Genomic DNA, 23,003 nt, shown 5'->3' on the forward strand with positions numbered 1-23,003 from the left:
CGGCGTGCGTGCCGGTTCAGATACCACCACCTCGGCCATTGGCGGCCTCAACAGCCAGATCAACGGCACCTACGGTTACCTGACGCTGGATGCCAACGGTAACGCCGTGTACCACAGCACCCCGAACGCCGTGAACGGTCCCGGGGCGAGCGACGTGTTCACCTACACCATCCGCGATGCCGACGGTGACGAAAGCACCACCACCATCACCATCGACGTGAACAACAGCTGCATCAGCGCGGTCAGCGACAACGACGTGACCGTCTACGAAAAAGCCCTCGACCTGAACAAGGATGGCCAGGATCTGGCGCCCGGCACCGTCACCGGGAGTCAGCCGGGCTACACGCTTGAAACCGGCAGTGGCACCCTGGTCGGCTCCGTCACGGGTGCCACCGGCGCGATCACTTACACACTGGTCGGCAGCGCCACTGGCACCTACGGCCAGATCCTGCTCAACCCCGATGGCTCCTACACCTACACGCTGACCTCGGCGCCAAGCACCACGCCACATGCCGACGATGGCGCGAACACCCTCAGCGAAAGCTTCACCTACAAAGCCACCGACGCCCTGGGCCATTCCACCACCAGCACCATCGTGGTGAACATTGTCGATGACTTGCCAACCGCCAACCCCGACACGGCCTCGGTAGTGGAGGGCGGTATCGTCAGTGGCAACGTGCTGGCGAACGACTTCAACGATGCCGATGGGATTGGGGTGGTCGGCGTGCGCGCCGGTTCAGACACCTCGACCTCGGCCATCGGCGGCCTCAACAGCCAGATCAATGGCACCTACGGTTACCTGACGCTGGATGCGGCGGGCAACGCGGTCTACCACAGCAACCCGAACGCCGTGAACGGTCCCGGTGCGACCGACGTGTTCACCTACACCTTGCGCGATGGCGACGGTGACGAAAGAACCACCACTATTACTATCAATGTCAGCGACAGTGACGTGACGGTCTACGAACGGGCGCTGGATCTGGGCAAGGAGGGTCAGGATCTCGCGGCCAGGACCGTCATCGGCAGTGAACCCGGCAACACTGGCAGAGGAGCGGACTTCACCGGTACCGGAACGATCAACTTCACTGGCACCAGCAACAACAGCGCGGCGAACCAGGCATTGGCAGATGTGCGGAGTGCCTTTGCCGGCAACGCTGCGACCATGACTGCGCTGCTGGTGGTCTGCGGTTATCTGGGCACAGTCACCCACGCCAATGCGAACGCCAATACCAGCGATGAAGACCGCATCACGGTCAACCTCAAACAGGGTGAAACCCTCAACCTGGACCACAACCTGGCGGCCGGTCACATCACCATGGAGTATTCGCTTAACGGCGGCGCATGGATCGCCCTCGCGGACGGGCAAACCCTCACCGCTAAGTCGGATGGGACGTACCAGATTCACATCACCAACATCGAGAACGATGGCCCGGGCAGCAGCGGGAAGGGGGCGGAAGACTATCAACTGACCATGACCCTCAACTACGCCGGTGCCCACGACATCACGCCAGGTACCCACAGCACCTACGCTGCCAACGACAGCCATGGCGGCAGCGATAGCAGCGCCGCGACCATTAGCTATCAGGACGATCACACCCTTACTGGCACTGCAAACGACGATGTATTGGTCGCTGGCACAGGCAATAACGAGTTGCACGGCGGCGCTGGCAATGACTTGCTGTTCAGCGGCGTGGGCAACGACCTGCTCGACGGTGGCCCCGGCGTCGACACCGCGAGCTATGCCCATGCCACGGCTGGGGTCACTGTCGATCTCGGCCTGCTCACCCCGCAAAACACCATAGGCGCCGGCACCGACACCCTGACCGCGATCGAAAACCTCACCGGCTCAAACTTCAACGACGTCCTTACCGGCGACAACAACAGCAACATCATCAACGGCGGCCTGGGTAACGACATGCTCAACGGTGGGGGCGGCGACGACTTCCTCATTGGCGGCCTGGGCAACAACACCCTCACCGGCGGCAGTGGTACCGACACCTTCCAGTGGCTCAAAGGCAACAGCGGCCACGACGTGGTCACCGACTTCACGCCGGGCACCGATAAACTCGACCTGTCGCAACTGCTGCAAGGGGAAAACAGCACCGCGGCGTCGCTGGATGACTACCTGCACTTCAAAGTCACCGGCAGCGGCGATTCACTGGTCACCCGCATCGACGTCAGCGCAATGGCTGGCGCCGCGCCGAATCAAACCATCGACCTGGCGGGTGTGAATCTGGCCAGCCATTACGGCGTAACGCCGGGGGCGGGTGGGATGATTGCGGGGGGGCACGATACGGCGACGATTATCAACGGGATGTTGAATGATCATTCGTTGAAGGTGGATACGGTGTGAGCTGAAACGACAAAACCCGCCATCCCTGTGGGAAGGGATGGCGGGTTTAATGTTGTATGCCCCCACCTAGAGAGCGAGGGGGCACTGTGCCAGCCCAATGCATCGAAAGATCGGACGGATAAATAAATGCGTCCGCTCTTCTCATTTTTCTCTTCGCCATCATCGTTCATCCTGTAAGTGTTAACCGTACAGGCAAGGAGCGGGGCGTCTATTGCTTTCCATATGCAGGCCATACATCGTTGAGCCGCCGTTAATATTGCTTGAGTCAAGGTTAAAATAATAGCGCTGACCATTTCCTCCATCTGAAGTCCATGCACCCCAAAGAATGTACTGGCCCGCTATGAGAGGCCATCCCAATAGCGCGGCAACGTTTCGATTTTCTCTGGCGTACAGATTATAAAACGCCAGCATTTCATTCAGCGTCGCCAAGCGTCCCCCGCGACTGACGCAATATGCGTGAGCATCAGACCAAGCTCGGGGGGTAGCATCGTTCCTAAGCATCGTTTTGATGCCGCTGACCCTGAGCGTATAGGACGCCTGAGTGTCATTACCGTCCCTGATGAAAATTTTCGTCGTTCCATTGACTCTACATGTCACGGTCCCATTTTGACTTGTCACGCTTGCAATATTCGGGTTTTCTGAAATGTAGGTATAAGGCGGCGTGCCACCTGTCGCCGTTTGGGTGAACGTCGCTTCCGGTGGCAAGTAGGCCGGTGGCCGTCCTTCGGCGACGATGAAATTAGGAAGGTTAAGTGATCGATCTGCACCGGGGTTTAGGGCGGGTACAGCCTTGATTTGGTAGCGGCGTACCGGAAACGCCACCGCAGTCGCAAAATTCGCCTTCCTATCCAGGTTCACCCAGAAGCTGATTTTCAGATCACTACCATCCTTGAGTGCTTTCAACCATTCCAACGGCACCGGACGCTTCAGACCTGGCCCCTGATTATGTGGTTCACCTGCGCGGTCGTTATAGGGGGTAGCCGGCCCGGCATTGGTGACCCCCTCATAGCGTAACCACACCGGCTGCTCACTGACCTGACCCAACCATTCGGTCACGACAAGCAGTGCGGTGGGCAACAAGGTGGTTACGTCCAGAACCGTGGAGGCACCCTCGATCTCGGGCGTCGGAAACCGTGGGTCCTCGGCGGCAATTGGTTTGACCGTCAACGTCAATGATTCCGATGACGCGACTCTCTTTCCACCACGATTCAAGTTCCAGAACACTGCAAACGACTGATCTTGGTGGGCGACAAGAAACGTCCGGCTCAGCACAAAGTTGGCGCGCTTGTTCTGGTTCAGAGGAATAAGCGGAAAAGGTTCGGAGCCGGCAGGCGCCTTCATTTCCACCAGTCTGGCTCTATCTTCCGCAATCGCCGCCAGGAGTTCGACCCGCACCGTCGGAAGATCACCCAACGAGTCGATCGGATTGGCGGCGGGTTTCACCAGCAACGGTGGCTCCAGTACAACTTGCGTCGCATCGCCAAACATCAATTGCAGCAATTGCGAAAACACTTCTACCTCACCCGGATTAGTCACCGTGCATTGCACGGTCAAAGGGGTACTGGTGTAGGGGGCGATGTATTTGGCGGGTACCTGGAAGATGGCGGGTTGTGTTGGATCGGTGACGATCAGTTGGAAAATGAACAGCGTCACAATCCCTTCCTGATCGGTGGTTTGCCATTTAAGTTTGACGTTCGCGCCTTTTTTCAAGGGCCCGTATTCTGCGACCTTCACGGTGGCCACGGGGGTGTCGACCGGCAGTTTGTTGTCTACCAGCGGATCGACAATCGGCAGGCCCAGTGGCAAGGACGTACCAGTGAAGGTGGCATCGGCGGGTTTCGAGCGCTGGGTCTTGCCTGCTTTGGTCACCGTATAGGAGGCCCGCGCCGACCCCCCAATCAGGTTGCGTACCCACTCGTTCAACACCGGAAAGTCCACTGTTCTGCTCGCGCTAGGCAGCGTCACACTGAAGGTGTGGGTGACGGGGTCGCCTCCTTTGGTGAGCCCTTCCAGGGTCAGCTCGATCAGATCATTTTTTGCAAATACCCCGGTGACCAGGATCACCATGGCACCGCCCTCAAGCCCATCGTGATTCACCACATTGTCGGAATCGGCCGGTTCAAAAATCGGTGCGGTCAGCAACACCATGCCGGGTTTGAACGTGAGGATGAGCGCATCCGACCAGCCGCTGGAATTTTCCACCACGTCGAACACTTCCCAGCGCACCACCAGACTGTTGGTGGGCGCCAGGGTGGCGAGCATTTCCGATGTCAGTTCAAAAACTACATCCCCAGATGCGGTGACAGTGGTCTTCAGGAGTAAAGCCCCGAAGGTGAGCACCACCACGTCACCGATGGACTGGTTGAAATACTCCGGCACGGTCACGAACATGCCGTCATCGATCACTGTCTGATCGACGACGCTTTCCGAGGCAACGGGCAATTTGAGGCCCTGGTTGAATGGCTTACCGCCGTCGGTGTCCGCTTCTCCCGGCGCTGGGTGCTTGTAAAACATCGGAATAGGCGGCGATCCTTCGGTGCCGTTTCCGCTCATGCGCTCAACCTCGAACCAGAAGGGCTTATTCTCGGATTTCAGAAACCTGGCTTCCATGTTTTTGGCGGAAATATGGAAGGGAATGTTTTTCGCCGTACCTTCAGCATCGAAATGCGCTTCGGTGACTGAAAATTCAGCGACAGGAACGCTTTTTGTTTCGATGTAAACCCTGATGTCGTCGCCAATGGCCATGTTCAGATAGGCCATGATGTAAACCCGCAATCCGTCACGGTCGCTTTTCACCATGTTGATGTTGATCCCCAAGGCACCGTCGCTTTGCGGTTTGAAACCAACCGGGTAGGGCGGGACGACGGCCAGCACACCGATGCCGCGTTCGGGTGGGAATACCACGATTTGTTGATTGGAGGCAGGGTCAGCGTTTGTCATTGGGCTGTTCATGAATGTGTACCTTCCATAAGAGGCGCCCGGCTTCCCGAATGGGCGGCACCGATACGGTCGGATTAGATAACGCGCTCCAGCCTCTGCCTACTGTCATATATGACAGGAAAATCCGCGTTTAAGACGAACGGTCGAACCCCTCACATCGGCTCCGGCGGCCCAATCAATCGCCCCATCACTCCAAACAATCCCAACTCCCGGATCACCTCCAGCTCTCCTTTGGTCTCGACCATCTCCGCAATCAACGGCAAATCAATGCTGTTGGTCGCCCGAAAAATAGCCTCGATGAACAGCTTTTTATCGGGCTGTTCATCAATGTGACGGATGTACGCACCGTCGATTTTCAAGTAAGCCAGCCCCAGTTGAGTCAGGTTGCCGATTTGACCGAAGCTGCCGCCGAAATGCTGCAGACCGATGCGGTAACCGGTGTTGAGCAGGCTGTGAGTCAGACGTTGCAGTTCTTCCTGAGGGGGCAGTTGGCGTTCGTCGATTTCCAGAATCAGCAACGGCGCGAGCTCGGGCAGCGATTGGAGCATGTCGAGGATGTGTTGCAGCTGCGCTGGATCGCGCAGAGTGCTGCCGGACAGGCTTAACGCCAGGGGCCAACGATTGACGATGAGGTAGTCGAGGGTGGCTTCGAGCATGGCCAGGTCGAACCGCGCCGACCAGCCGAGTCGCTCGATCCACGGCAGGAAGTGCCCGGCGGCAATGGCCTCGCCCTGCGAGTCGAGCAGGCGCGCGAGGACTTTGTGATGCAGCACCTGGCTGGTGTCGGTGCATTGCACCACCGGCTGGAAGTAGAGTTGCATCTTGCCTTGGTTCAGGGCGTCGTCGATCCAGGTTTGCCAGTCGTTTCGGGACGGGTTCGGCGCGGTGATGGAATCGGCCAAGTGAACCCACGGGCGCTCGGGATGTTGCAGGGCTTCGGTCAACGCCCGATCCAGTCGCGTCAGCACGTCACTGGCCGGCTCTCCGGGGTGGTAAGGGGCAATCCCCAGATGCGCCACCGGCATGGAGTCGCTGGCGCCGCTCAGGCGCAGGTTTTCCAGGGTGGCGCTGACTTCACAGGCCAGGTGTGCGGCGTCGGTGCTGTCCAGCCCTGGCGTCAGCAGGCTGAATTCACCGCCACGATTGCGCGCGGCTAGCCAGGTGCGACGTTCCGCTGGCTGGGTCAGGCGCTTGAGTAACTCACCGACGGCGCTGATTAGCGCATCGGTGCGCTGGCCGCCCAAGCGTTGGTTGAGACCGGCCAGATCGTTGATGCGCAGTATCAGCAAATGGCCGTCGCTGCTCTGCTCGGAGACCAGCAACTCGTCGGCCAACTCTTCATCCAGCAAGCGTCGATTGGCCAGGCCTGTAAGGCTGTCCTGATAGGACTCGATCCGCAGTTTTTCACTGCGCGCGACCTCTTCGGCGAACAGCGCCTTGAGCTTCTCAACCATCTGGTTCATGGCCAATACCACGCGTTTCAACTCCGGTGTGCGCGGCAATTTCGGCAGGCTGAGGAACTCGCGTTTGCTGATGGCTTCGGCCTGTTTGACCAGGGTGTCGAGTGGACGAAATTGCCGGCGCAGCAACCAGCCACCCAACACGGCACTGAGCAGGCCGCACACCAGCAACCAGATCAGGCTGGCGAGGGTGCTGTCCCAGAGTTTGGCCAGGGCGAACTGCGGATTGCTCAACACTTCGACCCGTGCCGCCTGGACCCAGCCGCGCATGATCAGCGCTTCGCCACCGGGTGGGTGCAGGTTGACCAGGTTCACAAACCAGGCGGGAACGCCCTCGATTTGCCCCGACGCACTGCGCTCCACCAGCACCTGCGCATCCTCGATGTTAATGATTCGAATACTGCTGAAGTAACCGCTGTCGAATATCGAGCTGACCATTAATTCGATCATGGCCGGGTCATCGATTTGTGCCGTCAACGACAAACCCAGTGCGGTGGCGGCGTCCTGGGCGTGGGAGCGCAACTGGCCGAGCATCTGGTCGCGAGAGCTTTCCAGGCTGACAAAAAAACTGCCGCTGAATGCCACCAGCAAGAACAGGCAGATGGCGAGAAACAACTGTTTACGCAGTGACATAAATCGCTCCTTGCTCAGGTGGCTAGCCGTCGCCCACGGCGAACCCTTCGGCCTGCATCTTTTTTAGCACGTCCTGCCAGCGCGACAGTTTTTTCGAGTCGCTGCTGCGTTTGCCGCCATTGGCGCCGGGCAAGTACAGACCTTCGGCATTGAAGGCGTAAACCGGCAACAGGTCTTTGCGTTGGGAGGCGGGGCGAACCTCGCCGATCAGGTTGTCCAGCACCAGCGGATCGGCCGTGGGGCTGTTGTAGAAAGTCAGCACCATGTGCGCCTGGTTCTGGGTCAGGGCTTTCACGTAGGTGATGCGTAGTTTTTCGCTGGGAATTCCCAGGTAGCGCAGGCTGAAATATTTTGCCAGTGCGTAGTCTTCGCAATCAGCGGCACCCTTGATCAGGGATTCGACGGGCGTGGCCCAGTAATCGGTCTGATGCCAGATGCGCGTGTCGTCCAGAAAGCTCAGTTGCTGATTGAAGAAGCGATTGACCGCGTTCAGTTGCTCGCGCTCGGGCGCGTTGACTGCGCTACTGAGCATTTGACTCCAGGCCTCGATCCTTCCCCGTCCCTGGCCGAGGGGGCCGTAGCGATCTTCGGCTGTTTGCAGAATCTGCGTAAAACGCCAGTTGGCCCCGACACTGCCCACCTCGGCCAACAGAAAAATGATTAGCAACAGCCATCCGCCGAGCCGAAGTCGGAGCGTTGACCATCCTGGACTACGCGGACTGCGGGACATGTCTGGCCGCTCGGGTGCAGATGCCTGAAGTCTAGGCGGTGTTTCTTGAAAGGGAGGGTTGGTCGTCGGAGGAAGGGGGTTGATCATTCCCACGAAGAGCGTGGGAATGATCAGCGATCAGGGCTTTTGCAGGGTTTTCTGTTTGAGGATGTAGATGCTCACCAGGACGGCGCTGGTCAGCATGAACCCCCGTGCCCACGGCAGGGGCACCAGATAGCAGGAGAACAGGATGCTCGCCCACATCAGGCCGATGGCGTAGACCTTGCCTTTGAGCGGGATGCCGTTGCCGCTCAGGTAATCGCGAATCCACGGCCCAAGCCGCGGATGTTCAACCAGCCAATGATAAAAGCGCGGCGAACTGCGGGCGAAGCAGGCGGCCGCCAGCAGCAGAAAGGGCGTGGTGGGCAATACCGGCAGGAAAATCCCGATCACCCCCAGCGCTACGCTCAGCCAGCCGATGGCCAGCAGCACGTAACGCAATATCAGGGAGCGGTTGCCTATGGGGTTGTCCATAGGCAAAACCTTAGTGGTGACGAGGCTTGAGGATCGCCGGTTTTTCGTCTGGAGCCTGGCAGAGCAGGTACAGCGCGGTCAGGGCTTCCGGGATCTGCACGATCATGTCGTCCATCAGGTTGGCGTCTTTGGCGATGTCTTCGAACTCAGGCTGTTCGTCGAACAGACCCGAACCGACCATGATCGGCAGCAGCATTTCGCTGACTTCGTCTTCGGCGGTTTCGAACCAGGCTGCTTCACGCAGGAACACGCCTTCCATGAAACCGATGCACCAACCGCGAAGGTCAGAGTCATCCGGCTCTTCGCCCAGGTCCAGGTCGCAAGGCAACTCGAACTCTTCATCGGATGCCAGTTGGCGAGCAATGTGAGCCTTGAGGGCCAACAGGGTGGACTCAATCGCTTCACGCTCGGTGTCGTCGGCGTAATGCGGCTCTTCGGCGAAGAGGGCGTCGATCCATTCACGCTCGGGAACGGTTTCGGAACAGATCGACAGCGCAGTGAGGTAGCCGTGGGCGGCCACGTAGTCCAGCGCCTCGTCATGCAGTTCGTCAGCGTCGAGGAAGACTTGCAGGCGGGTTAGTTGCTCAGCGAAGGACATTAAAGGGCTACCTTGGGGAATATTCGATGCGCGAATTCTAGGCCTTCTTGAGCGCTTGGGCCAGTCGCGCGGCATTTTTGCGCCCTGTGGGAGATTCTATGTGGCCGGGTACACCGCTTTCGTCGAATCGCCAGCGGTACCCTTTGCCGGACGGGGCTCGGGTATACTCCCGCGTTTTGTGATGCCCTGCTGGCGTCACGGCTGAAATGTAAAGCGTCGTGCAATGGGCACTTACGATTTGTCGGTGCAGCCTTCGTGGTTCTGAACCAGCCTTGCAGGGATGTTTTTGTGATTTTTGGAGTTTCTATGCTCGAACAGGCTCAACGCGTCCTCAAGGACATCTTCGGCTACGACAGTTTCCGTGGCCGTCAGGGTGCAATCATTGAGCGCGTGGCCAGTGGCGGCGACGCCCTGGTGCTGATGCCTACCGGTGGCGGCAAGTCCTTATGCTTCCAGGTGCCGGCGCTGTTGCGCGAAGGCCTGGCGGTGGTGGTGTCGCCGCTGATCGCCCTGATGGACGACCAGGTCGCCACCCTCGAAGAACTGGGCGTCGCGGCGGCGGCATTGAACTCCACGCTCAGCGCCGAGCAGCAGCGCGATCTGGCGGCACGGATCAAGCGCGGTGAAGTGAAAATGCTTTATCTCGCGCCCGAGCGTCTGGTTCAGCCACGAATGCTGGCCTTTCTGCAAAGTCTTGAGATTTCCCTGTTCGCCATCGACGAAGCCCACTGTGTGTCCCAATGGGGCCACGACTTCCGCCGCGAATACCTGCAATTGGGCCAGTTGGCGGAATTGTTCCCCAGCGTCCCGCGTATCGCCCTGACCGCGACCGCCGACAAGCGTACCCGGGAAGAAATCGTCGATCGCCTTCATCTCCAGGATGCCGAACGCTTCCTGTCGAGTTTCGACCGCCCCAACATTTTCTATCGCATCGTGCCCAAAGAGCAGCCGCGCAAGCAGTTGCTGGCGTTCCTCGCCGAACGGCGCAGCGATGCCGGCATCGTCTATTGCCTGTCGCGCAAAAAAGTCGACGAAGTGGCGGTGTTCCTCAGCGAGCAAGGCTTCCCGGCGCTGCCGTATCACGCCGGTCTGCCCAACGACACCCGAGCTCACCACCAGAAGCGCTTTCTCAATGAGGAAGGCCTGATCATGGTCGCCACCGTGGCGTTCGGCATGGGCATCGACAAACCCAACGTGCGCTTTGTCGCTCACCTCGATTTGCCGAAATCCCTTGAGGCTTACTACCAGGAAACCGGTCGCGGCGGCCGTGACGGGCTGCCGGCGGACGCCTGGATGGCCTACGGCCTGCAAGACGTGGTGATGCTCAAGCAGATGTTGCAGAACTCCGAGGGCGACGAGCGTCACAAACGTCTGGAGCAGCACAAGCTCGACGCCATGCTCTCGCTCTGCGAAGAAACCCGCTGCCGTCGCCAGACGCTGCTGGCCTATTTCGACGAAGACATGCCCGAGCCGTGTGGCCATTGCGACAACTGCGTCGATGGCGTGCAGACCTGGGACGCCACCGAGCCGGCCCGTCAGGCGCTTTCGGCGATCTACCGCACCGGCCAGCGTTACGGTGTCGGGCATTTGGTCGATGTGTTACTGGGCAAGGATAACGAAAAGGTTCGCAGCTTCGGCCATCAGCATCTGTCGGTATTTGGTGTGGGCAAGGCGATGGGAGAGAGCGAATGGCGCTCCTTGTTCCGACAACTTGTTGCCCGCGGTCTGGCGGACATCGACCTCGAAGGCTACGGCGGCCTGCGCCTGAGCGACACCTGTCGACCGCTGCTCAAGGGCGAAGTAACACTGGAGCTGCGTCGCGACCTCAAGCCGCAAACCACGGCCAAAAGCAGCAAGAGCCAGGCGAGTCAACTGGTACGCGGCGAAGAGCGCGAACAGTGGGAAGCCTTGCGCGCTCTGCGCCGCAAGCTCGCCGAGGAACATGGCGTGCCGCCGTACGTCATCTTCCCCGACTCGACACTGCTGGAAATGCTCCGCAGCCAACCGACCTCGCTGTCGGAAATGGCCACCGTCAGCGGTGTTGGCGCGCGCAAGCTGGAGCGTTACGGAGAGGCCTTCCTCGAAGTCCTCGGCGGGCAAGTCGAGGCGCCGAAAGTGGTGGCCGACCTGCGCCACGAACTGATCACCCTGGCCCGAGCCGGCATGACACCGTTGCAGATCGCCGGTCAACTGCAATGCTCGGAAAAGAACGTCTACACCCTGCTCGCCGAAGCGATTGGCAAGCAGCAGTTGTCGCTGGAGCAAGCGCTGGATCTGCCCGAAGAATTGATGGGCGAAATCCAGGACGCGTTCCTCGACGGCGAGGGCGAATTACCGCCAGTGTCGGAGATTGCCGCTCTGTTTGCCGGGAGAGTACCGGAAGGCGTTTTGTACTGTGTTCGGGCGGCGCTGCAATCCGAATTCGAGGTTTAGGTGATCTGCCACATAGATGTAACGATTCAGTACAGAGCAAGCCTTGCCTCTGGCCAAGGGTCATGCTTAGCTGACTAATAATTAGTTTTTCTTTATTTCAGTCTAATCATGAGTGTTTTATGCCGTTAACCGACCAACACCGCTTTGGCATGCAACTGGCCCAGATGTCGCGCGGCTGGCGTGCCGAACTGGACCGCCGTCTGGCGGGCCTGGGTCTGTCCCAGGCCCGCTGGCTGGTGCTGTTGCACCTGGCGCGTTTTGAAGACGCCCCGACCCAACGTGAGCTGGCGCAGAGCGTCGGCGTTGAAGGGCCGACCCTGGCTCGTCTGCTCGACAGCCTCGAAAACCAGGGACTGGTGCAACGCCAATCGGTGCTGGAAGACCGCCGGGCGAAGAAAATCGTCCTCTGTGCGCCGGCCCTTCCCTTGATCGAACAAATTGAAACCATTGCCACCCAACTGCGCCACGAATTGTTCGACGGCGTCGATGAGGCAGACTTGAAGGTTTGCATGCGTGTCCACGGGTACATTCTGGCCAACCTGGAAAAATCTTGAGGCATAAACGCACCTGGGACTTTTGAGATACCCCGCAGGGCAGACTATAAAGAACTACTTGGCAATATCGTGTTCGTACCGGATGTGCGAACGCGTACAAGATAGTTCTGGTTATCTAAGGGATGCTCATGCTCGAGAGTTGGCACATGGTTTTACGGTGTTGCGCCACGCTGTTTTTGGTCGGTGGTGCTGTCACTTACTCGGCATTGGCGCCCGCGTTGGGCTTGGGTGATATCACCCTGCATTCAGCGCTGAATCAGCCATTGCGCGCCGACATCGCACTCCAAGATGCCGCAGGTCTGGATAAGGCCGAGCTCTCGGTCAGCCTCGCGACAGCGGACGAGTTCAGCCGTGCCGGCATCGAACGGGTGTTCTTCCTCAATAGTCTGAAATTCACGCCGATCATGCGCGGCAACCGCAGGCTGATCCGGGTGAGCTCCAGCAAACCGGTCAATGAACCTTTCCTGAATTTCCTGGTGCAGCTCAATCAGCCCAACGGGCGCGTGCTGCGCGAGTACACGGTGCTGATCGATCCGCCGGGTTCGCCTGGGATTGTTCCCATCACTGACGAACCGGTGACCGACGTTCAGTCCTCCGGATTCCCGACGGTTGAGCCGGTCGTTGCGAAGCCACCTGCGGCGAAAGGCAAAAAGCCCCCCGTTCCTCGCGTCGATCAACCTGCCGCCGCGCCTGTGAGTGATCCCGTTGCCGCACAACTGGCCGCCAGCGTGCTGCAAAGCCAGCAGCTGCAAGCCACCATCGATGAATTGACTGTGAAGCTTCAGGCCCAGGAGAAACTGGTCGGCGGTCAGATAAAGCAGGTGACTGAACTGCAAAGCCAATTGGCGGAAATCAAGATCGCAGCGGTGGAGCCGGTTGCGCCCTCCGTTGTGGCTCCCGCGCCGGTTATTGTTGAGGAGCCTGAGGCCAACCACTGGGGGCTGATTGTCGGGTTGCTGGCGGTGATGGCTCTGGTGTTGCTGGGGTTGTTCGTTTGGCGTCAACGACAGCAGGTTCAGGTATTACCCGATGTTTTACCTGTTTTGCCGTCACGGCATGAACCGGCGCTCAATCGCACTGCAGAACCGGTAGCCCAATCGTCAGAGTCGCAACCGGCAACTGAATCGGGTGAAGCGTCGCCGACAGGCGATGTGCTCGAAGAGGTCGATATCTATCTGGCCTATGGCCGTTTTTCCGAAGCCGCCGGTTTGTTGCGGGAAGCGCTGATCAAAGAGCCACAACGCACGGATCTGGCCGAGCAGTTGTTGGAAGTCTTGGGTAAACAGGGTGATGTCCCCGCCTACGAAGCACAGGAAAACAACCTGCGTGACGCCGGATACGACCTGGGAAAACTTCAGACTATTCGCGCCCGACACTCAAAATTGAGCAGTGCCGCACCGTTGGCCGTTGCAGGGTCAATTACTCCCCCCAAGGCTGCGATACCCGAAGCAGCGCCCAGCGATGAGTTTCAGTTGAACCTGGATGACCTGTCGATGGATTCGAGTTGGGACCTTATCAGCCCTTTTGAACACTCGCCTTCTCTGGATGACACCTTCCTTAACGAGTTCAGGGCTGTCATAGCGGCGCCCTCTGGCTCAGGAGCACGTCGATCATGACTGCATGCAAACCGGAAATCATCATCACCTATTGCACGCAATGCCAGTGGCTGTTGCGTGCTGCCTGGCTGGCCCAGGAACTGCTCAGCACCTTTGGTGATGACTTGGGTAAAGTGTCGCTGGTACCCGGAACCGGTGGGGTGTTTCACATTTTCTGTGACGACGTTCAGGTCTGGGAGCGCAAGACTGATGGCGGTTTCCCGGAAGCCAAAGTGTTGAAACAACGGGTCCGCGATCAAATAGATCCGGACCGCGACCTGGGGCACAACGACCGCACTCAGTGAGAGGCGGCGTCTGCCGCAACGGTCTTCTTGCTTGAACCTCCAGAGAGTCGGCTGGAGACCACGATCGCCACGATGATCAGCGCACCACCGATCAGCATGCGCAACGTCGGATTTTCATCAAACAGCAGCCAGGCCATTGTGATGCCGTAAATCGGCTCCATGGCGAAAACCACGGCCGCGGTCCGCGCCTTGATCACTGCCAGGCTGGCGACAAAAAGACTGTGAGCGACGCCAGTACAGAACACCCCGAGCAATCCTATCCACAACCAGTCGATGGCGCGCACTTCGCTCAACTGCGGTGCCGCCACCGGTAACAGGCACAACGCGACCACCACGTTCTGACACAGCGCAGCCTGCACCGCCGGAATTCGTCCGGAGCTGGCGCGGTTGGTCAGCGATAGCAGAGAGAACAGCAAACCTGAGCCCACCGCCCACAGCAGACCCACTGTGGCGCCGCTGGCCAGATCGAAATCAGGGGTGACCAGCACCAGCCCGACACTGACCAGCACTACCAGCAGGATTTCGTTGGCGCGAATTCGCTCGCGGAAGATCAACCCTTCAAGGATCACGGTAAACGCCGGGAAGCTGGCGAAACCCAGGGTCGCGATTGCCACGCCGGCGACCTTCACTGCAATGAAAAAACTCACCCAGTGTGCGGCCAGCAGTAAGCCGCTGAGCAACAGTTGGCGCCAGTCCACCGCTTCGAGTTTCTGCCAGCGAGTAGTGCTGGCGAACCGCGCAAAAACGGCTAACGCCAGCACGGCGAATGCGGCACGACCAAAAACGATAATGGCCGGGGACGCCGCAGCAAGTTTGCCGAACACACCGGTCAAGCCGAACATCAGTGCGCCGATATGCAGGGCGCCAAGGGCGGTACGGGGAGTCATTGCAATCCTTAACAACAAGCGAACAAAGATGTAGGAGCAGCCTTCGGCAGCGCCTGCATTGAACCGTGAAACCACCAGTTGCGTCTGTCGGCAAACTATTACCTTTTGTCGCCAACCTCGCGCCGCAATTTGCTGGGTGAAGCACCGAACTCCCGCAACACCGCCGCCGCAAAGGCGCTCTGCGAACTGTAACCGACCCGACTGGCAATCTCGCCAATCGGCAGCGCCGAATCCCGCAACAAGCCCACGGCCCTGTGCAAACGTCGACTGCGGATGTAATCCATCGGCGTCTGCCCGCATTCAGCAACGAACCGTGCATGCAGCCGAGCGCTGGACAGACCGGCGACGCGTGCCAGATCGGCGACTTGAAGTGGATAGGCTGCGTACTGATCGATGTGCGCATTCAGCGCCGCATAAGGCAGGCGACGACCGCTGACGATCTCGGGTTTGGCGTTGTTGAGACTGGCCAGCAACAACACCGCGCCTTGTTGCGCGATCAGTGGATCGCTGACGTGACTGCCCGCCAACCAACTGACCAATTGGCTTTGCCCTGCACCCAGCGACTGGCGACCGGCGTTGTCGAGTAAGCGACGACTGGCTTCGGCGTGATCCCCCAGGGACTGAGAAACCCATTGATCGCTGGGCACATCCAGTACAAGGCAACGGCTGCCATTGGCGCTACCGCAGGCGTGATGGAAATTGGATGGCACTACCACGAAACTCTGCTGGACCACCTGGCTGCCTCGCCCGTCGACCTCGAAATCCAACGCACCCGACAGTCCGAACACCAGCTGCGCGTGTTTGTGGCTATGGACGATCAGGTCATGAGTGTATTGGCGTAGCGTGAGGATCGGTCTCATCGCAGGTCTCCCGGGCAAGGCGGCCAGTCTACACCGAGGGCAATCGTGGGGCGCTGTCATCGGACTGACTCGCCATTGTCATGGGCAATTAACCCGACTGGCGCACGCTTGCAAAAACGTTTCCAGAGGGCTGCCCATGACCAGCGCCGAACTCGCCAAACCCAGTCGCAAGCAACGTGTGCGAACCTTGTGGATTTCCGACGTGCACTTGGGCACCCGGGATTGCCAGGCCGAGCACCTGTCGCAGTTTCTCAAGGGTTACCACGCGGACAAGATCTACCTGGTCGGCGACATCATCGATGGCTGGAAGCTGCGCGGCGGCATGTACTGGCCCCAGGCGCACACGAATGTGATTCGCCGCCTGCTGACCATGAGCAAGCGCGGCACCGAGGTGATCTACGTCACCGGCAACCACGACGAATTCCTGCGCCGCTATTCGACGCTGATTCTGGGCAATATCCAGCTAGTGGACGAGGCGGTGCACGTGACCGCCGATGGCCGCCATCTGCTGGTCATTCATGGCGACCAGTTTGACGTGATCACCCGGTATCACCGCTGGCTGGCCTTTCTCGGCGACTCGGCCTACGAATTCACCCTGACCCTCAACCGCTGGCTCAACCATTGGCGCGCCCGTTATGGCTACGGTTACTGGTCGCTGTCGGCGTACCTCAAGCACAAGGTCAAAACCGCGGTCAGCTTCATCAGCGATTTTGAAGAAGCCATCGCTCACGAGTGCGTCAAGCGCAAGTTGCACGGCGTGGTGTGCGGGCACATTCACCATGCCGAGATACGCAAGGTCGGCGGGGTGGATTACCTCAATTGCGGGGATTGGGTGGAGTCGTGCACGGCGCTGATCGAGCAGTGGGACGGATCGATCGAGTTGTATCGATTGGCGGATGCCCAGGCGCGGGAGGCTGAATTGAAGGCCACCAAAATCGCAGAGCCGGCATAGGCCGGCCGCGTTCGGACGATCTTTTGATTTTCAGGCCGGCGCGTGTTCTTCCATCGCGGCCTTGTAAATCGAGTGCTTGGGCTGCGCAAACAGCCGCTCCATCATCGGTTCAAAGAAGCTCAGCGGCAGCGTTTCATACGCCGCATCAAACGCCGCCGCATCGTATTTGGCGCAAAACTCAATGGTCGCCTGATACTGTGGATGCCCGCTGAATTGCTCGCGTAAATGCCGGTCCATCCCGAGATGATGGAAGAAATAATACCCCTGGAAAACTCCGTGTTTCTCGACCATCCACAGGTTCTCGGCGCTGACGAACGGCTTGAGGATTGCCGCAGCGATGTCCGGGTGGTTGTAGGACCCCAAGGTGTCGCCGATGTCGTGAAGCAGCGCGCAGACTACGTATTCTTCATCGCGGCCATCACGCCAGGCACGGCTGGCGGTTTGCAGGGAATGGGTCAGACGATCCACCGGAAAGCCGCCAAAATCACCCTCCAGTAATTTCAGGTGCGCCACAATCCGTGTCGGTAATTGTCTCGCATAGGCACTGAAATCTGCGGCGATGATCGCCCAGTCTTCTTGCGTGCCGTCCTGCATGTGGGTGAAACGGGCGCTGGCATTCATCGGCTGTCCTCCTGTGGTTCATTGGCCCTAGAACGGCACGCGACCCAGAATCATGTCTCGGTACATAACGAAATCGCCGAGCAGGCTGTAAAACGGATGTTGAAAGGTCGCAGGACGATTCCTCTCGAAGAAGAAATGCCCGGCCCAGGCGAAGCTGTAACCCGCCAGCGGAAGGGCCCATAACAGCAGCCAGGCGCCTTTGCCGATGGTCAGGGCCAGAATGAAGATAACCAGCGTCGTGCCGATAAAATGCAATCGTCGGCAGGAGCTGTTGCTGTGTTCGCTGAGGTAATACGGGTAGAACTCAGCGAAGCTGTTGAAACGTTTGATGTTTTCCACGACTGCGATCTCTGTGCTTATTGTTCTGACTGCAAGTTGTTCTGCGGGTAGCTTATTTGAGTCTAGAGTGATCATTGGTATCAGCCAGTGACAATAGGCGCCACTTTAGTATCCTTCGGAAATTGGCCGTAGCATGCGGCTTATCATGTAAGTGGACGACATGAGCGAACGAACGACTTCTGCAAGCTGGGCGATGGGGATTGTCAAAGCACTGGAGATGGACGGCCTGAATTGCCGGGTTCTGTTCAAGCAGCTAGGGCTAGACTACGCGGCACTGGATGATCCGGATGCGCGTTTCCCGCAAGATTCCATGACACGCCTGTGGCAGCGCGCGGTTGAGCTGTCCGGCAACCCGGCGATTGGCCTGAACATGGGCAAGGTGGTGCGACCGGCCTCCTTCCATGTGGCGGGCTACGCCTTGATGTCCAGCCAGACCCTGGCGGAAGGCTTTCAACGGCTGGTGCGCTATCAGCGGATCATTGCGGAAAGTGCCGACCTGAGTTTCCGATTGCTGGAAGAAGGCTACGCGCTGATTCTGACGGTCCACGGCGACCATCTGCCACCGACCCGGCAGAGTGCCGAAGCGTCACTGGCCTGTGCTCTGGCGCTGTGCGGCTGGTTGACCGGACGCACCTTGCAGCCGCGCAAGGTATTGGTGCAGGGCGATCAGCCCGTCAATCTCGAACCCTATAAACAAGCCTTCCATGCACCTTTGGTGTTCAACGCGCCCTATGACGCCTTGATCTTCGAGCGCGCTGACATGGAGGCACCGCTGCCTACCGCCAATGAGGCGATGGCGCTGTTGCACGACCGGTTTGCCGGTGAATACCTGGCGAGGTTTTCCGAGAGTCGCGTGACCCACAAGGCGCGGCAGGTGCTATGCCGTTTGTTGCCCCAGGGCGAACCCAAGCGCGATACCGTGGCGCAGACGTTGCACCTGTCGCAACGCACCTTGCAGCGACGCTTGCAGGAAGAGGGCACGAGTTTCCAGGCATTGCTGGATGACACGCGACGTGAACTGGCTGAGCAATACCTGGCGCAGCCGACCATGACCCTGCTGGAAATTGCCTACCTGCTGGGGTTCGCTGATCCGAGCAATTTCTTCCGCGCCTTCCGACGCTGGTTCGACACCACACCCGGTGAATACCGAATGCGGTTGATGGCGACGCCTGCGCCTGTCAGTGACGCCAGAACGCCGGAATACACAGAACAAACACCGTAATGATCTCGAGTCGGCCCAACAGCATGCCGAACGAGAGAATCCACTTCGCGGCGTCCGGCAGGGTGGCGAAGTTGCCCGCCGGGCCAATGGTCTCGCCCAGTCCCGGACCGACGCCGGACACCGTGCTGGCCGCGCCAGTGAGGGCGGTCATCCAGTCCACGCCGAGCAGCGACAGCAGCAGCGCGATGACGCAGATGGTGATGGCAAAGAAGAACGAAAAGGTCAGAATCGAACGCACGATCTCTTCGTCGAGACGGTGACCGTTGTATTTTTGCTTGATCACTGCGCGCGGGTGAATCAACTGGTTAAGGTTGGCCTTGAGCAGGATGTACGCGACCTGGAAGCGGAAAATCTTGATCCCTCCAGCGGTCGAGCCCGAGCAACCGCCGATAAAACCCAGATAGAAGAACAGCATCAGCGAGAAATTGCCCCAAATGCTGTAGTCCCCCAGCGCAAATCCGGTGGTCGTTACCACAGAGGTCACGTTCAGCGCCACATGCCGCAACGCCTCCAGCCAATGCAACTGGGTGGTCCACCAATACCAGGTGCTGAGCACCAGCCAGGTCAACAGCAACATGCCGAGCAAGCCTTGAACCTGCTGATCCTTGATAAGTGCTTTGCGGTTACCGCGCAAGGTCGCTACATACAAGGTGAACGGCAGGCTGCCGAGGATCATGATGACGATCGCCACCCAGTGCACCGCCGGTTGCGTCCACTTGGCCAGAGATTGGTCGGACGTTGAGAACCCACCGGTGGAAATCGCCGACATCGCGTGGTTGATCGCATCGAACGGGCTCATCCCGGCCCACCAGAACGCCAGGCTGCCGAAAATGGTGATGCCGACGTAGGCTGCAACGATCAAACGCGCCACCATGTGCGAACGGGGCATGACTTTTTCGGAACGGTCTGACGACTCGGTCTGAAACAGCCGCATGCCGCCGATGCGCAGCAGTGGCAAAATGGCTACCGCCATGCCGATAAAGCCGATGCCGCCAATCCAGTGCAGCAGCGAGCGCCACATCAGAATGCCAGGGGACATGGTGTCCAGCCCCGTGAGCACCGTCGCCCCGGTGGCGGTGATGCCGGACATGCTTTCGAAGAACGAGTCGGTGTAGCTGATGTGCTGGGTCAGCAGGAACGGCAGCGCGGCGAAGATGCACACCACCAGCCAGCTGCTGACGGTCAGCAGGTACATGTCTCTCGGACGAAGGTGTACATGTTCCGGGCGACCGGGGATGACCAGCGCGAGGCCGGCGACAAAGGTAATCATGCTCGCCCAGAGGAATGACGGCAGGTCGCTGGTGCGGTCGAAAATCACCAGCGTGGCCATGGGCACGACCATGGCGATGGCCAGCGTGATCAGGAAGATGCCGATGATGAAACCAATAGTCCGTAAGGTCGGCAACGCCATGAAGTCCGCTCGGGCTGAAATAGGGAAGGGCGCCATTCTACCTGCGGGGCCTGCTATGTAAACCGGCACTCCCCAGGTGGTTGCAGCTAGAATGGCTTCACATTTTTTTCAGGAGGTGGCCGATGCAGGCTCTCGACGCTTTGCTCAACCGTGTTTCCGTTCCACGACTGCTCGAACCGGCACCGACCGCAGAACAACGCGAAGTGTTGTTTGGTGCCGCGATGCGAGCGCCAGACCATGGCCACTTGCAGCCTTGGCGATTCCTGACAGTCGAAGGCGCGGCGCGCGAGCAGATGGGCGAGTTGCTGGCCGAAGCGGCGAAGCTGCAGGACAGTGAGGTGACCGAAGCGGCGCTGGACAAGGCGCGTAACGGTCCGTTGCGTGCGCCGCTGGTGGTTGTGGTGATCGCGCGGTTGCAGGATCACGTTAAATATCCGCAGTCTGAACAACTGCTGGCGGCAGGCTGTGCGGCTCACGGGATTTTGCTGGCGGCTTATGCGCAAGGGATTGGCGCAGTGTGGCGCACGGGTGAGCTGGCGTATTCAGCGCATGTGGCCAAGGGCTTGGGTCTGGCTGACGGGGAAGAGGTGATTGCGTTTCTTTACCTTGGCACGCCGCAGAAGGAACCGCGTGTGGCGGAGAAAGCCGACCTGGCTGAATTCGTCAGCGCCTGGCCAGCCGTGTAAGTATCATTCCCACGCTCTGCGTGGGAATAATCCCCTAAGAGGCGACTCCGGGTACCAACGGCAACTCCAGGCTGGCGATAAACCCGCCATCGGGATGATTGGCCAGCACCAGACTCCCGCCGTGCCGTTCCGCCGCACGGCGCGCAATCGCCAACCCTAAACCATGGCCAGCCGCCGTCTGCCCCGGCGCCCGATAGAACGGCTCGCCCAACAGCCTCAAATGCGCGGCCTCTACGCCCGGTCCATGATCACGCACACTGACCACAATCCGCTCACCCTGACGCACGGCCTGCATTTCAATCGATTGCCCCTGCGGGTTGAACCGCTGAGCATTGCGCAGCAGGTTGTCGACGGCGCGTTCGATCATCGTTGGCCAGCCTTTCAGGTTCAGCTGCGGTTCGGTCTCAAGGTGTACGTTCTGCTCCGGCGAGCCTAATTGAGCATCCTTTTGCAAAGCATTGAGCAGCGCATTGAGATCAACCTCTTCAGCGCCGGCGTTGTCGGCATCGACTCGCGCCAGAACTAGAATTTCGCTGATCAGCGCTTCCAGTCGATCACACTCCCGAGTGAGGCGCGGCCAGAGTTTTTGCCGTTCTTCGGGGTTGGCGCGCTCGGCGAGTGCCAGCGCAATGCGCAGCCGGGCAAGCGGTGAACGCAGTTCATGGGATACATCCCGCAGCAACTGCCGCTGACTGCCGATCAAACTTTGCAGGCGCGCACCCATGCGGTTGAAGTCGTTGGCCAGCACGCCGAACTCATCGCGGCGGTTGGCCAGTTTCACCAGGCTGTTTTGTTGGTAGGTGGTTTGCCCCAGATCATGCACCGCGCCGCGCAAGCGATTGAGTGGGCGAGTAATGGATAACGTCACAAACAGACTGAACAAGGTCAGCACCACCAGCGAGATACCCAGCGCACTCAATGGCCAGAGCAAGCTTTCGCGGTGCCACGCGTCGAGCTCCGGGTGCGCAATGCGGTAGATCAGCAGGTAGGTGTCGCCAGTTTTTGCACTGGTGTACTCATCGGTCAGTCGGCGCCATGGCAGACGACGGTCGTCGTTGTGTCGCCGCGCTTCGAAGGCGGCCGCCCTATGTGGGAAGGTGCCGCGCACCACTGGATCACCGCTCTCGTTGAACACTTGAACGTCGATGTGATACTGGCGCTTGCGCTGTTCCAGAATGTCCTGGGCCGCGTCTTCACCCTGTGACTCGTAGGTTTGCGTCCACTGCTCGGCCAAGGTATTGAGGCCCGGGTGGCGGCTGAGAATCCAGGCGTCCTGATTGAGCATGTGCCCCAGCAGAATGGAAAGCCCTGCAACCAAAGCGATGGCCAACCAGAAGCTGGCCAGAATACGCCAGAACAATGAGCGCACAAAAAATCCTCAAGCAAAGAAAGCCCAACGGCGATTAACCGTTGGGCTGTGATATGACGCTAGAACATTATTGCGCCTTTTTCGGCTGTTGCGCTTTCCAGGCCTTGAACTCGGCCCATTCGGCGCGACGCTCAGTCTGTTTTTTCTGGATCTCGTCGAATTGCTTCTGTTGATCCGGTTTTAGCAAGGCACGCACGTCAGCGTCTGCTTTCTTGTGGTTGGTCGCCATTTCATCTTTCATGGCTTTCTGGTCGGCGGGCGAGAGTTTTTCCAGGTACTTGTCGACCACTTGCTTACGCTCGTGCATCTGCTCGCCCATGATTTTGCGGATCTGCCCGCGTTGTTCGCGGCTCAGGTCGAGCTGGCTGTACGGGCCTTTGCCGTGCATGCCGTGCATCTGACCGCCATGGCGTGAGCCGTCCATCGAGCCACCCATCGGGCCGGCACCTTCAGGCATGGCCATGGCAACGGTCGGCAGGGCGGCAGCGAACATCAGAGCGATAAGAGTCTTGCGCATGGTGAATCTCCTTGTCTCGTTCCCG

At 59.2% G+C, this 23,003-nt stretch carries 19 protein-coding genes and 1 pseudogene; 8 read left to right on the forward strand and 12 right to left on the reverse strand.

Annotation, left to right across the window (positions count from 1 at the left end; genetic code table 11):
- Positions 1-2,353: beta strand repeat-containing protein (locus tag ACXPVS_RS24155; RefSeq protein WP_458512141.1), on the forward strand; the 2,353-nt coding region annotated here is incomplete at its 5' end.
- A 180-nt stretch (positions 2,354-2,533) separates the two neighbouring features.
- On the opposite strand, the gene ACXPVS_RS24160 is transcribed toward ACXPVS_RS24155, so the two are convergent.
- From ACXPVS_RS24160 to ACXPVS_RS24180, 5 genes are all read right to left on the reverse strand, one after another.
- Positions 2,534-5,305, reverse strand: a complete 2,772-nt coding sequence (locus tag ACXPVS_RS24160) for a hypothetical protein (protein WP_458512142.1) — start codon at positions 5,303-5,305, stop codon at positions 2,534-2,536.
- A gap of 140 nt (positions 5,306-5,445) precedes the next feature.
- Complete coding sequence (lapD, locus tag ACXPVS_RS24165; protein ID WP_458512143.1) at positions 5,446-7,386, reverse strand: cyclic di-GMP receptor LapD; 1,941 nt, start codon at positions 7,384-7,386, stop codon at positions 5,446-5,448.
- A 22-nt stretch (positions 7,387-7,408) separates the two neighbouring features.
- On the reverse strand, positions 7,409-8,116 hold the full coding sequence (gene lapG / locus ACXPVS_RS24170) for a cysteine protease LapG (protein WP_458512144.1): 708 nt from the start codon (positions 8,114-8,116) through the stop codon (positions 7,409-7,411).
- A 117-nt stretch (positions 8,117-8,233) separates the two neighbouring features.
- Positions 8,234-8,629 (reverse strand): YbaN family protein, encoded by a 396-nt coding sequence (locus ACXPVS_RS24175; RefSeq protein WP_458512145.1) that lies wholly within the window; start codon positions 8,627-8,629, stop codon positions 8,234-8,236.
- Positions 8,630-8,639: 10 nt separating this feature from the next.
- Positions 8,640-9,227, reverse strand: coding sequence for a UPF0149 family protein (locus ACXPVS_RS24180; RefSeq protein WP_458512146.1), 588 nt, complete (start codon positions 9,225-9,227; stop codon positions 8,640-8,642).
- 306 nt (positions 9,228-9,533) lie between these two features.
- Between ACXPVS_RS24180 and recQ the strand changes: the two genes are divergently transcribed.
- The 4 genes and pseudogenes from recQ to ACXPVS_RS24200 all read left to right on the forward strand — a co-directional run bounded on the left by recQ (position 9,534) and on the right by ACXPVS_RS24200 (position 14,114).
- Entirely contained in the window at positions 9,534-11,660 is a 2,127-nt protein-coding gene (gene recQ, locus ACXPVS_RS24185) for a DNA helicase RecQ (protein WP_458512147.1), read from the forward strand.
- 119 nt (positions 11,661-11,779) lie between these two features.
- Complete coding sequence (locus ACXPVS_RS24190; protein WP_458512148.1) at positions 11,780-12,214, forward strand: MarR family transcriptional regulator; 435 nt, start codon at positions 11,780-11,782, stop codon at positions 12,212-12,214.
- A 128-nt stretch (positions 12,215-12,342) separates the two neighbouring features.
- A pseudogene (locus ACXPVS_RS24195) lies at positions 12,343-13,755 on the forward strand (type IV pilus assembly protein FimV); the annotation flags it as partial.
- A gap of 71 nt (positions 13,756-13,826) precedes the next feature.
- Entirely contained in the window at positions 13,827-14,114 is a 288-nt protein-coding gene (locus ACXPVS_RS24200; RefSeq protein WP_458512149.1) for a SelT/SelW/SelH family protein, read from the forward strand.
- Here ACXPVS_RS24200 and ACXPVS_RS24205 read toward each other — a convergent pair.
- Positions 14,108-15,001: a DMT family transporter gene (locus tag ACXPVS_RS24205; RefSeq protein ID WP_458512150.1), complete on the reverse strand. Its 894-nt coding sequence runs from the start codon at positions 14,999-15,001 to the stop codon at positions 14,108-14,110. The two genes, ACXPVS_RS24200 and ACXPVS_RS24205, sit on opposite strands and share 7 nt — an antisense overlap.
- Before the next feature lie 98 nt (positions 15,002-15,099).
- A complete protein-coding gene (locus tag ACXPVS_RS24210) occupies positions 15,100-15,861 on the reverse strand; it encodes an AraC family transcriptional regulator (protein WP_458512151.1) in 762 nt (253 codons plus the stop codon).
- Positions 15,862-15,997: 136 nt separating this feature from the next.
- Here ACXPVS_RS24210 and ACXPVS_RS24215 point away from each other — a divergent pair, with 136 nt between their 5' ends.
- Positions 15,998-16,813, forward strand: coding sequence for a UDP-2,3-diacylglucosamine diphosphatase (locus ACXPVS_RS24215; protein ID WP_458512152.1), 816 nt, complete (start codon positions 15,998-16,000; stop codon positions 16,811-16,813).
- A gap of 30 nt (positions 16,814-16,843) precedes the next feature.
- Here the strand turns inward: ACXPVS_RS24215 and ACXPVS_RS24220 are convergent, their stop codons facing one another.
- A complete protein-coding gene (locus tag ACXPVS_RS24220; RefSeq protein ID WP_458512153.1) occupies positions 16,844-17,434 on the reverse strand; it encodes an HD domain-containing protein in 591 nt (196 codons plus the stop codon).
- 27 nt (positions 17,435-17,461) lie between these two features.
- Positions 17,462-17,773 (reverse strand): Mpo1-like protein, encoded by a 312-nt coding sequence (locus ACXPVS_RS24225; protein ID WP_458512154.1) that lies wholly within the window; start codon positions 17,771-17,773, stop codon positions 17,462-17,464.
- Between the two features lie 160 nt (positions 17,774-17,933).
- On the opposite strand from ACXPVS_RS24225, the gene ACXPVS_RS24230 reads away from it, so the two are divergent.
- Complete coding sequence (locus tag ACXPVS_RS24230; RefSeq protein WP_458512155.1) at positions 17,934-18,995, forward strand: AraC family transcriptional regulator; 1,062 nt, start codon at positions 17,934-17,936, stop codon at positions 18,993-18,995.
- On the opposite strand, the gene ACXPVS_RS24235 is transcribed toward ACXPVS_RS24230, so the two are convergent.
- A complete protein-coding gene (locus ACXPVS_RS24235) occupies positions 18,952-20,406 on the reverse strand; it encodes a TrkH family potassium uptake protein (RefSeq protein ID WP_458512156.1) in 1,455 nt (484 codons plus the stop codon). The two genes, ACXPVS_RS24230 and ACXPVS_RS24235, sit on opposite strands and share 44 nt — an antisense overlap.
- Before the next feature lie 122 nt (positions 20,407-20,528).
- Between ACXPVS_RS24235 and ACXPVS_RS24240 the strand changes: the two genes are divergently transcribed.
- Positions 20,529-21,092: a nitroreductase family protein gene (locus ACXPVS_RS24240; protein ID WP_458512157.1), complete on the forward strand. Its 564-nt coding sequence runs from the start codon at positions 20,529-20,531 to the stop codon at positions 21,090-21,092.
- 34 nt (positions 21,093-21,126) lie between these two features.
- On the opposite strand, the gene ACXPVS_RS24245 is transcribed toward ACXPVS_RS24240, so the two are convergent.
- The gene (locus tag ACXPVS_RS24245) at positions 21,127-22,461 is read right to left on the reverse strand and encodes an ATP-binding protein (RefSeq protein WP_458512158.1); all 1,335 of its coding nucleotides are present in this window, start codon (positions 22,459-22,461) and stop codon (positions 21,127-21,129) included.
- Positions 22,462-22,528: 67 nt separating this feature from the next.
- Complete coding sequence (locus ACXPVS_RS24250) at positions 22,529-22,978, reverse strand: LTXXQ domain protein (RefSeq protein ID WP_458512159.1); 450 nt, start codon at positions 22,976-22,978, stop codon at positions 22,529-22,531.
- Positions 22,979-23,003: the final 25 nt, after the last annotated feature.

The organism is Pseudomonas sp. Ma2-10, from assembly GCF_054330215.1.

Bases quoted from the DNA above. Each gene is read 5' to 3' on its own strand.
- ACXPVS_RS24160 (WP_458512142.1), bottom strand. From the start codon at position 5,305: ATGAACAGCCCAATGACAAACGCTGACCCTGCCTCCAATCAACAAATC.
- lapD (WP_458512143.1), bottom strand. From the start codon at position 7,386: ATGTCACTGCGTAAACAGTTGTTTCTCGCCATCTGCCTGTTCTTGCTG.
- lapG (WP_458512144.1), bottom strand. From the start codon at position 8,116: ATGTCCCGCAGTCCGCGTAGTCCAGGATGGTCAACGCTCCGACTTCGG.
- ACXPVS_RS24175 (WP_458512145.1), bottom strand. From the start codon at position 8,629: ATGGACAACCCCATAGGCAACCGCTCCCTGATATTGCGTTACGTGCTG.
- ACXPVS_RS24180 (WP_458512146.1), bottom strand. From the start codon at position 9,227: ATGTCCTTCGCTGAGCAACTAACCCGCCTGCAAGTCTTCCTCGACGCT.
- recQ (WP_458512147.1), top strand. From the start codon at position 9,534: ATGCTCGAACAGGCTCAACGCGTCCTCAAGGACATCTTCGGCTACGAC.
- ACXPVS_RS24190 (WP_458512148.1), top strand. From the start codon at position 11,780: ATGCCGTTAACCGACCAACACCGCTTTGGCATGCAACTGGCCCAGATG.
- ACXPVS_RS24200 (WP_458512149.1), top strand. From the start codon at position 13,827: ATGACTGCATGCAAACCGGAAATCATCATCACCTATTGCACGCAATGC.
- ACXPVS_RS24205 (WP_458512150.1), bottom strand. From the start codon at position 15,001: ATGACTCCCCGTACCGCCCTTGGCGCCCTGCATATCGGCGCACTGATG.
- ACXPVS_RS24210 (WP_458512151.1), bottom strand. From the start codon at position 15,861: ATGAGACCGATCCTCACGCTACGCCAATACACTCATGACCTGATCGTC.
- ACXPVS_RS24215 (WP_458512152.1), top strand. From the start codon at position 15,998: ATGACCAGCGCCGAACTCGCCAAACCCAGTCGCAAGCAACGTGTGCGA.
- ACXPVS_RS24220 (WP_458512153.1), bottom strand. From the start codon at position 17,434: ATGAATGCCAGCGCCCGTTTCACCCACATGCAGGACGGCACGCAAGAA.
- ACXPVS_RS24230 (WP_458512155.1), top strand. From the start codon at position 17,934: ATGAGCGAACGAACGACTTCTGCAAGCTGGGCGATGGGGATTGTCAAA.
- ACXPVS_RS24235 (WP_458512156.1), bottom strand. From the start codon at position 20,406: ATGGCGTTGCCGACCTTACGGACTATTGGTTTCATCATCGGCATCTTC.
- ACXPVS_RS24240 (WP_458512157.1), top strand. From the start codon at position 20,529: ATGCAGGCTCTCGACGCTTTGCTCAACCGTGTTTCCGTTCCACGACTG.
- ACXPVS_RS24250 (WP_458512159.1), bottom strand. From the start codon at position 22,978: ATGCGCAAGACTCTTATCGCTCTGATGTTCGCTGCCGCCCTGCCGACC.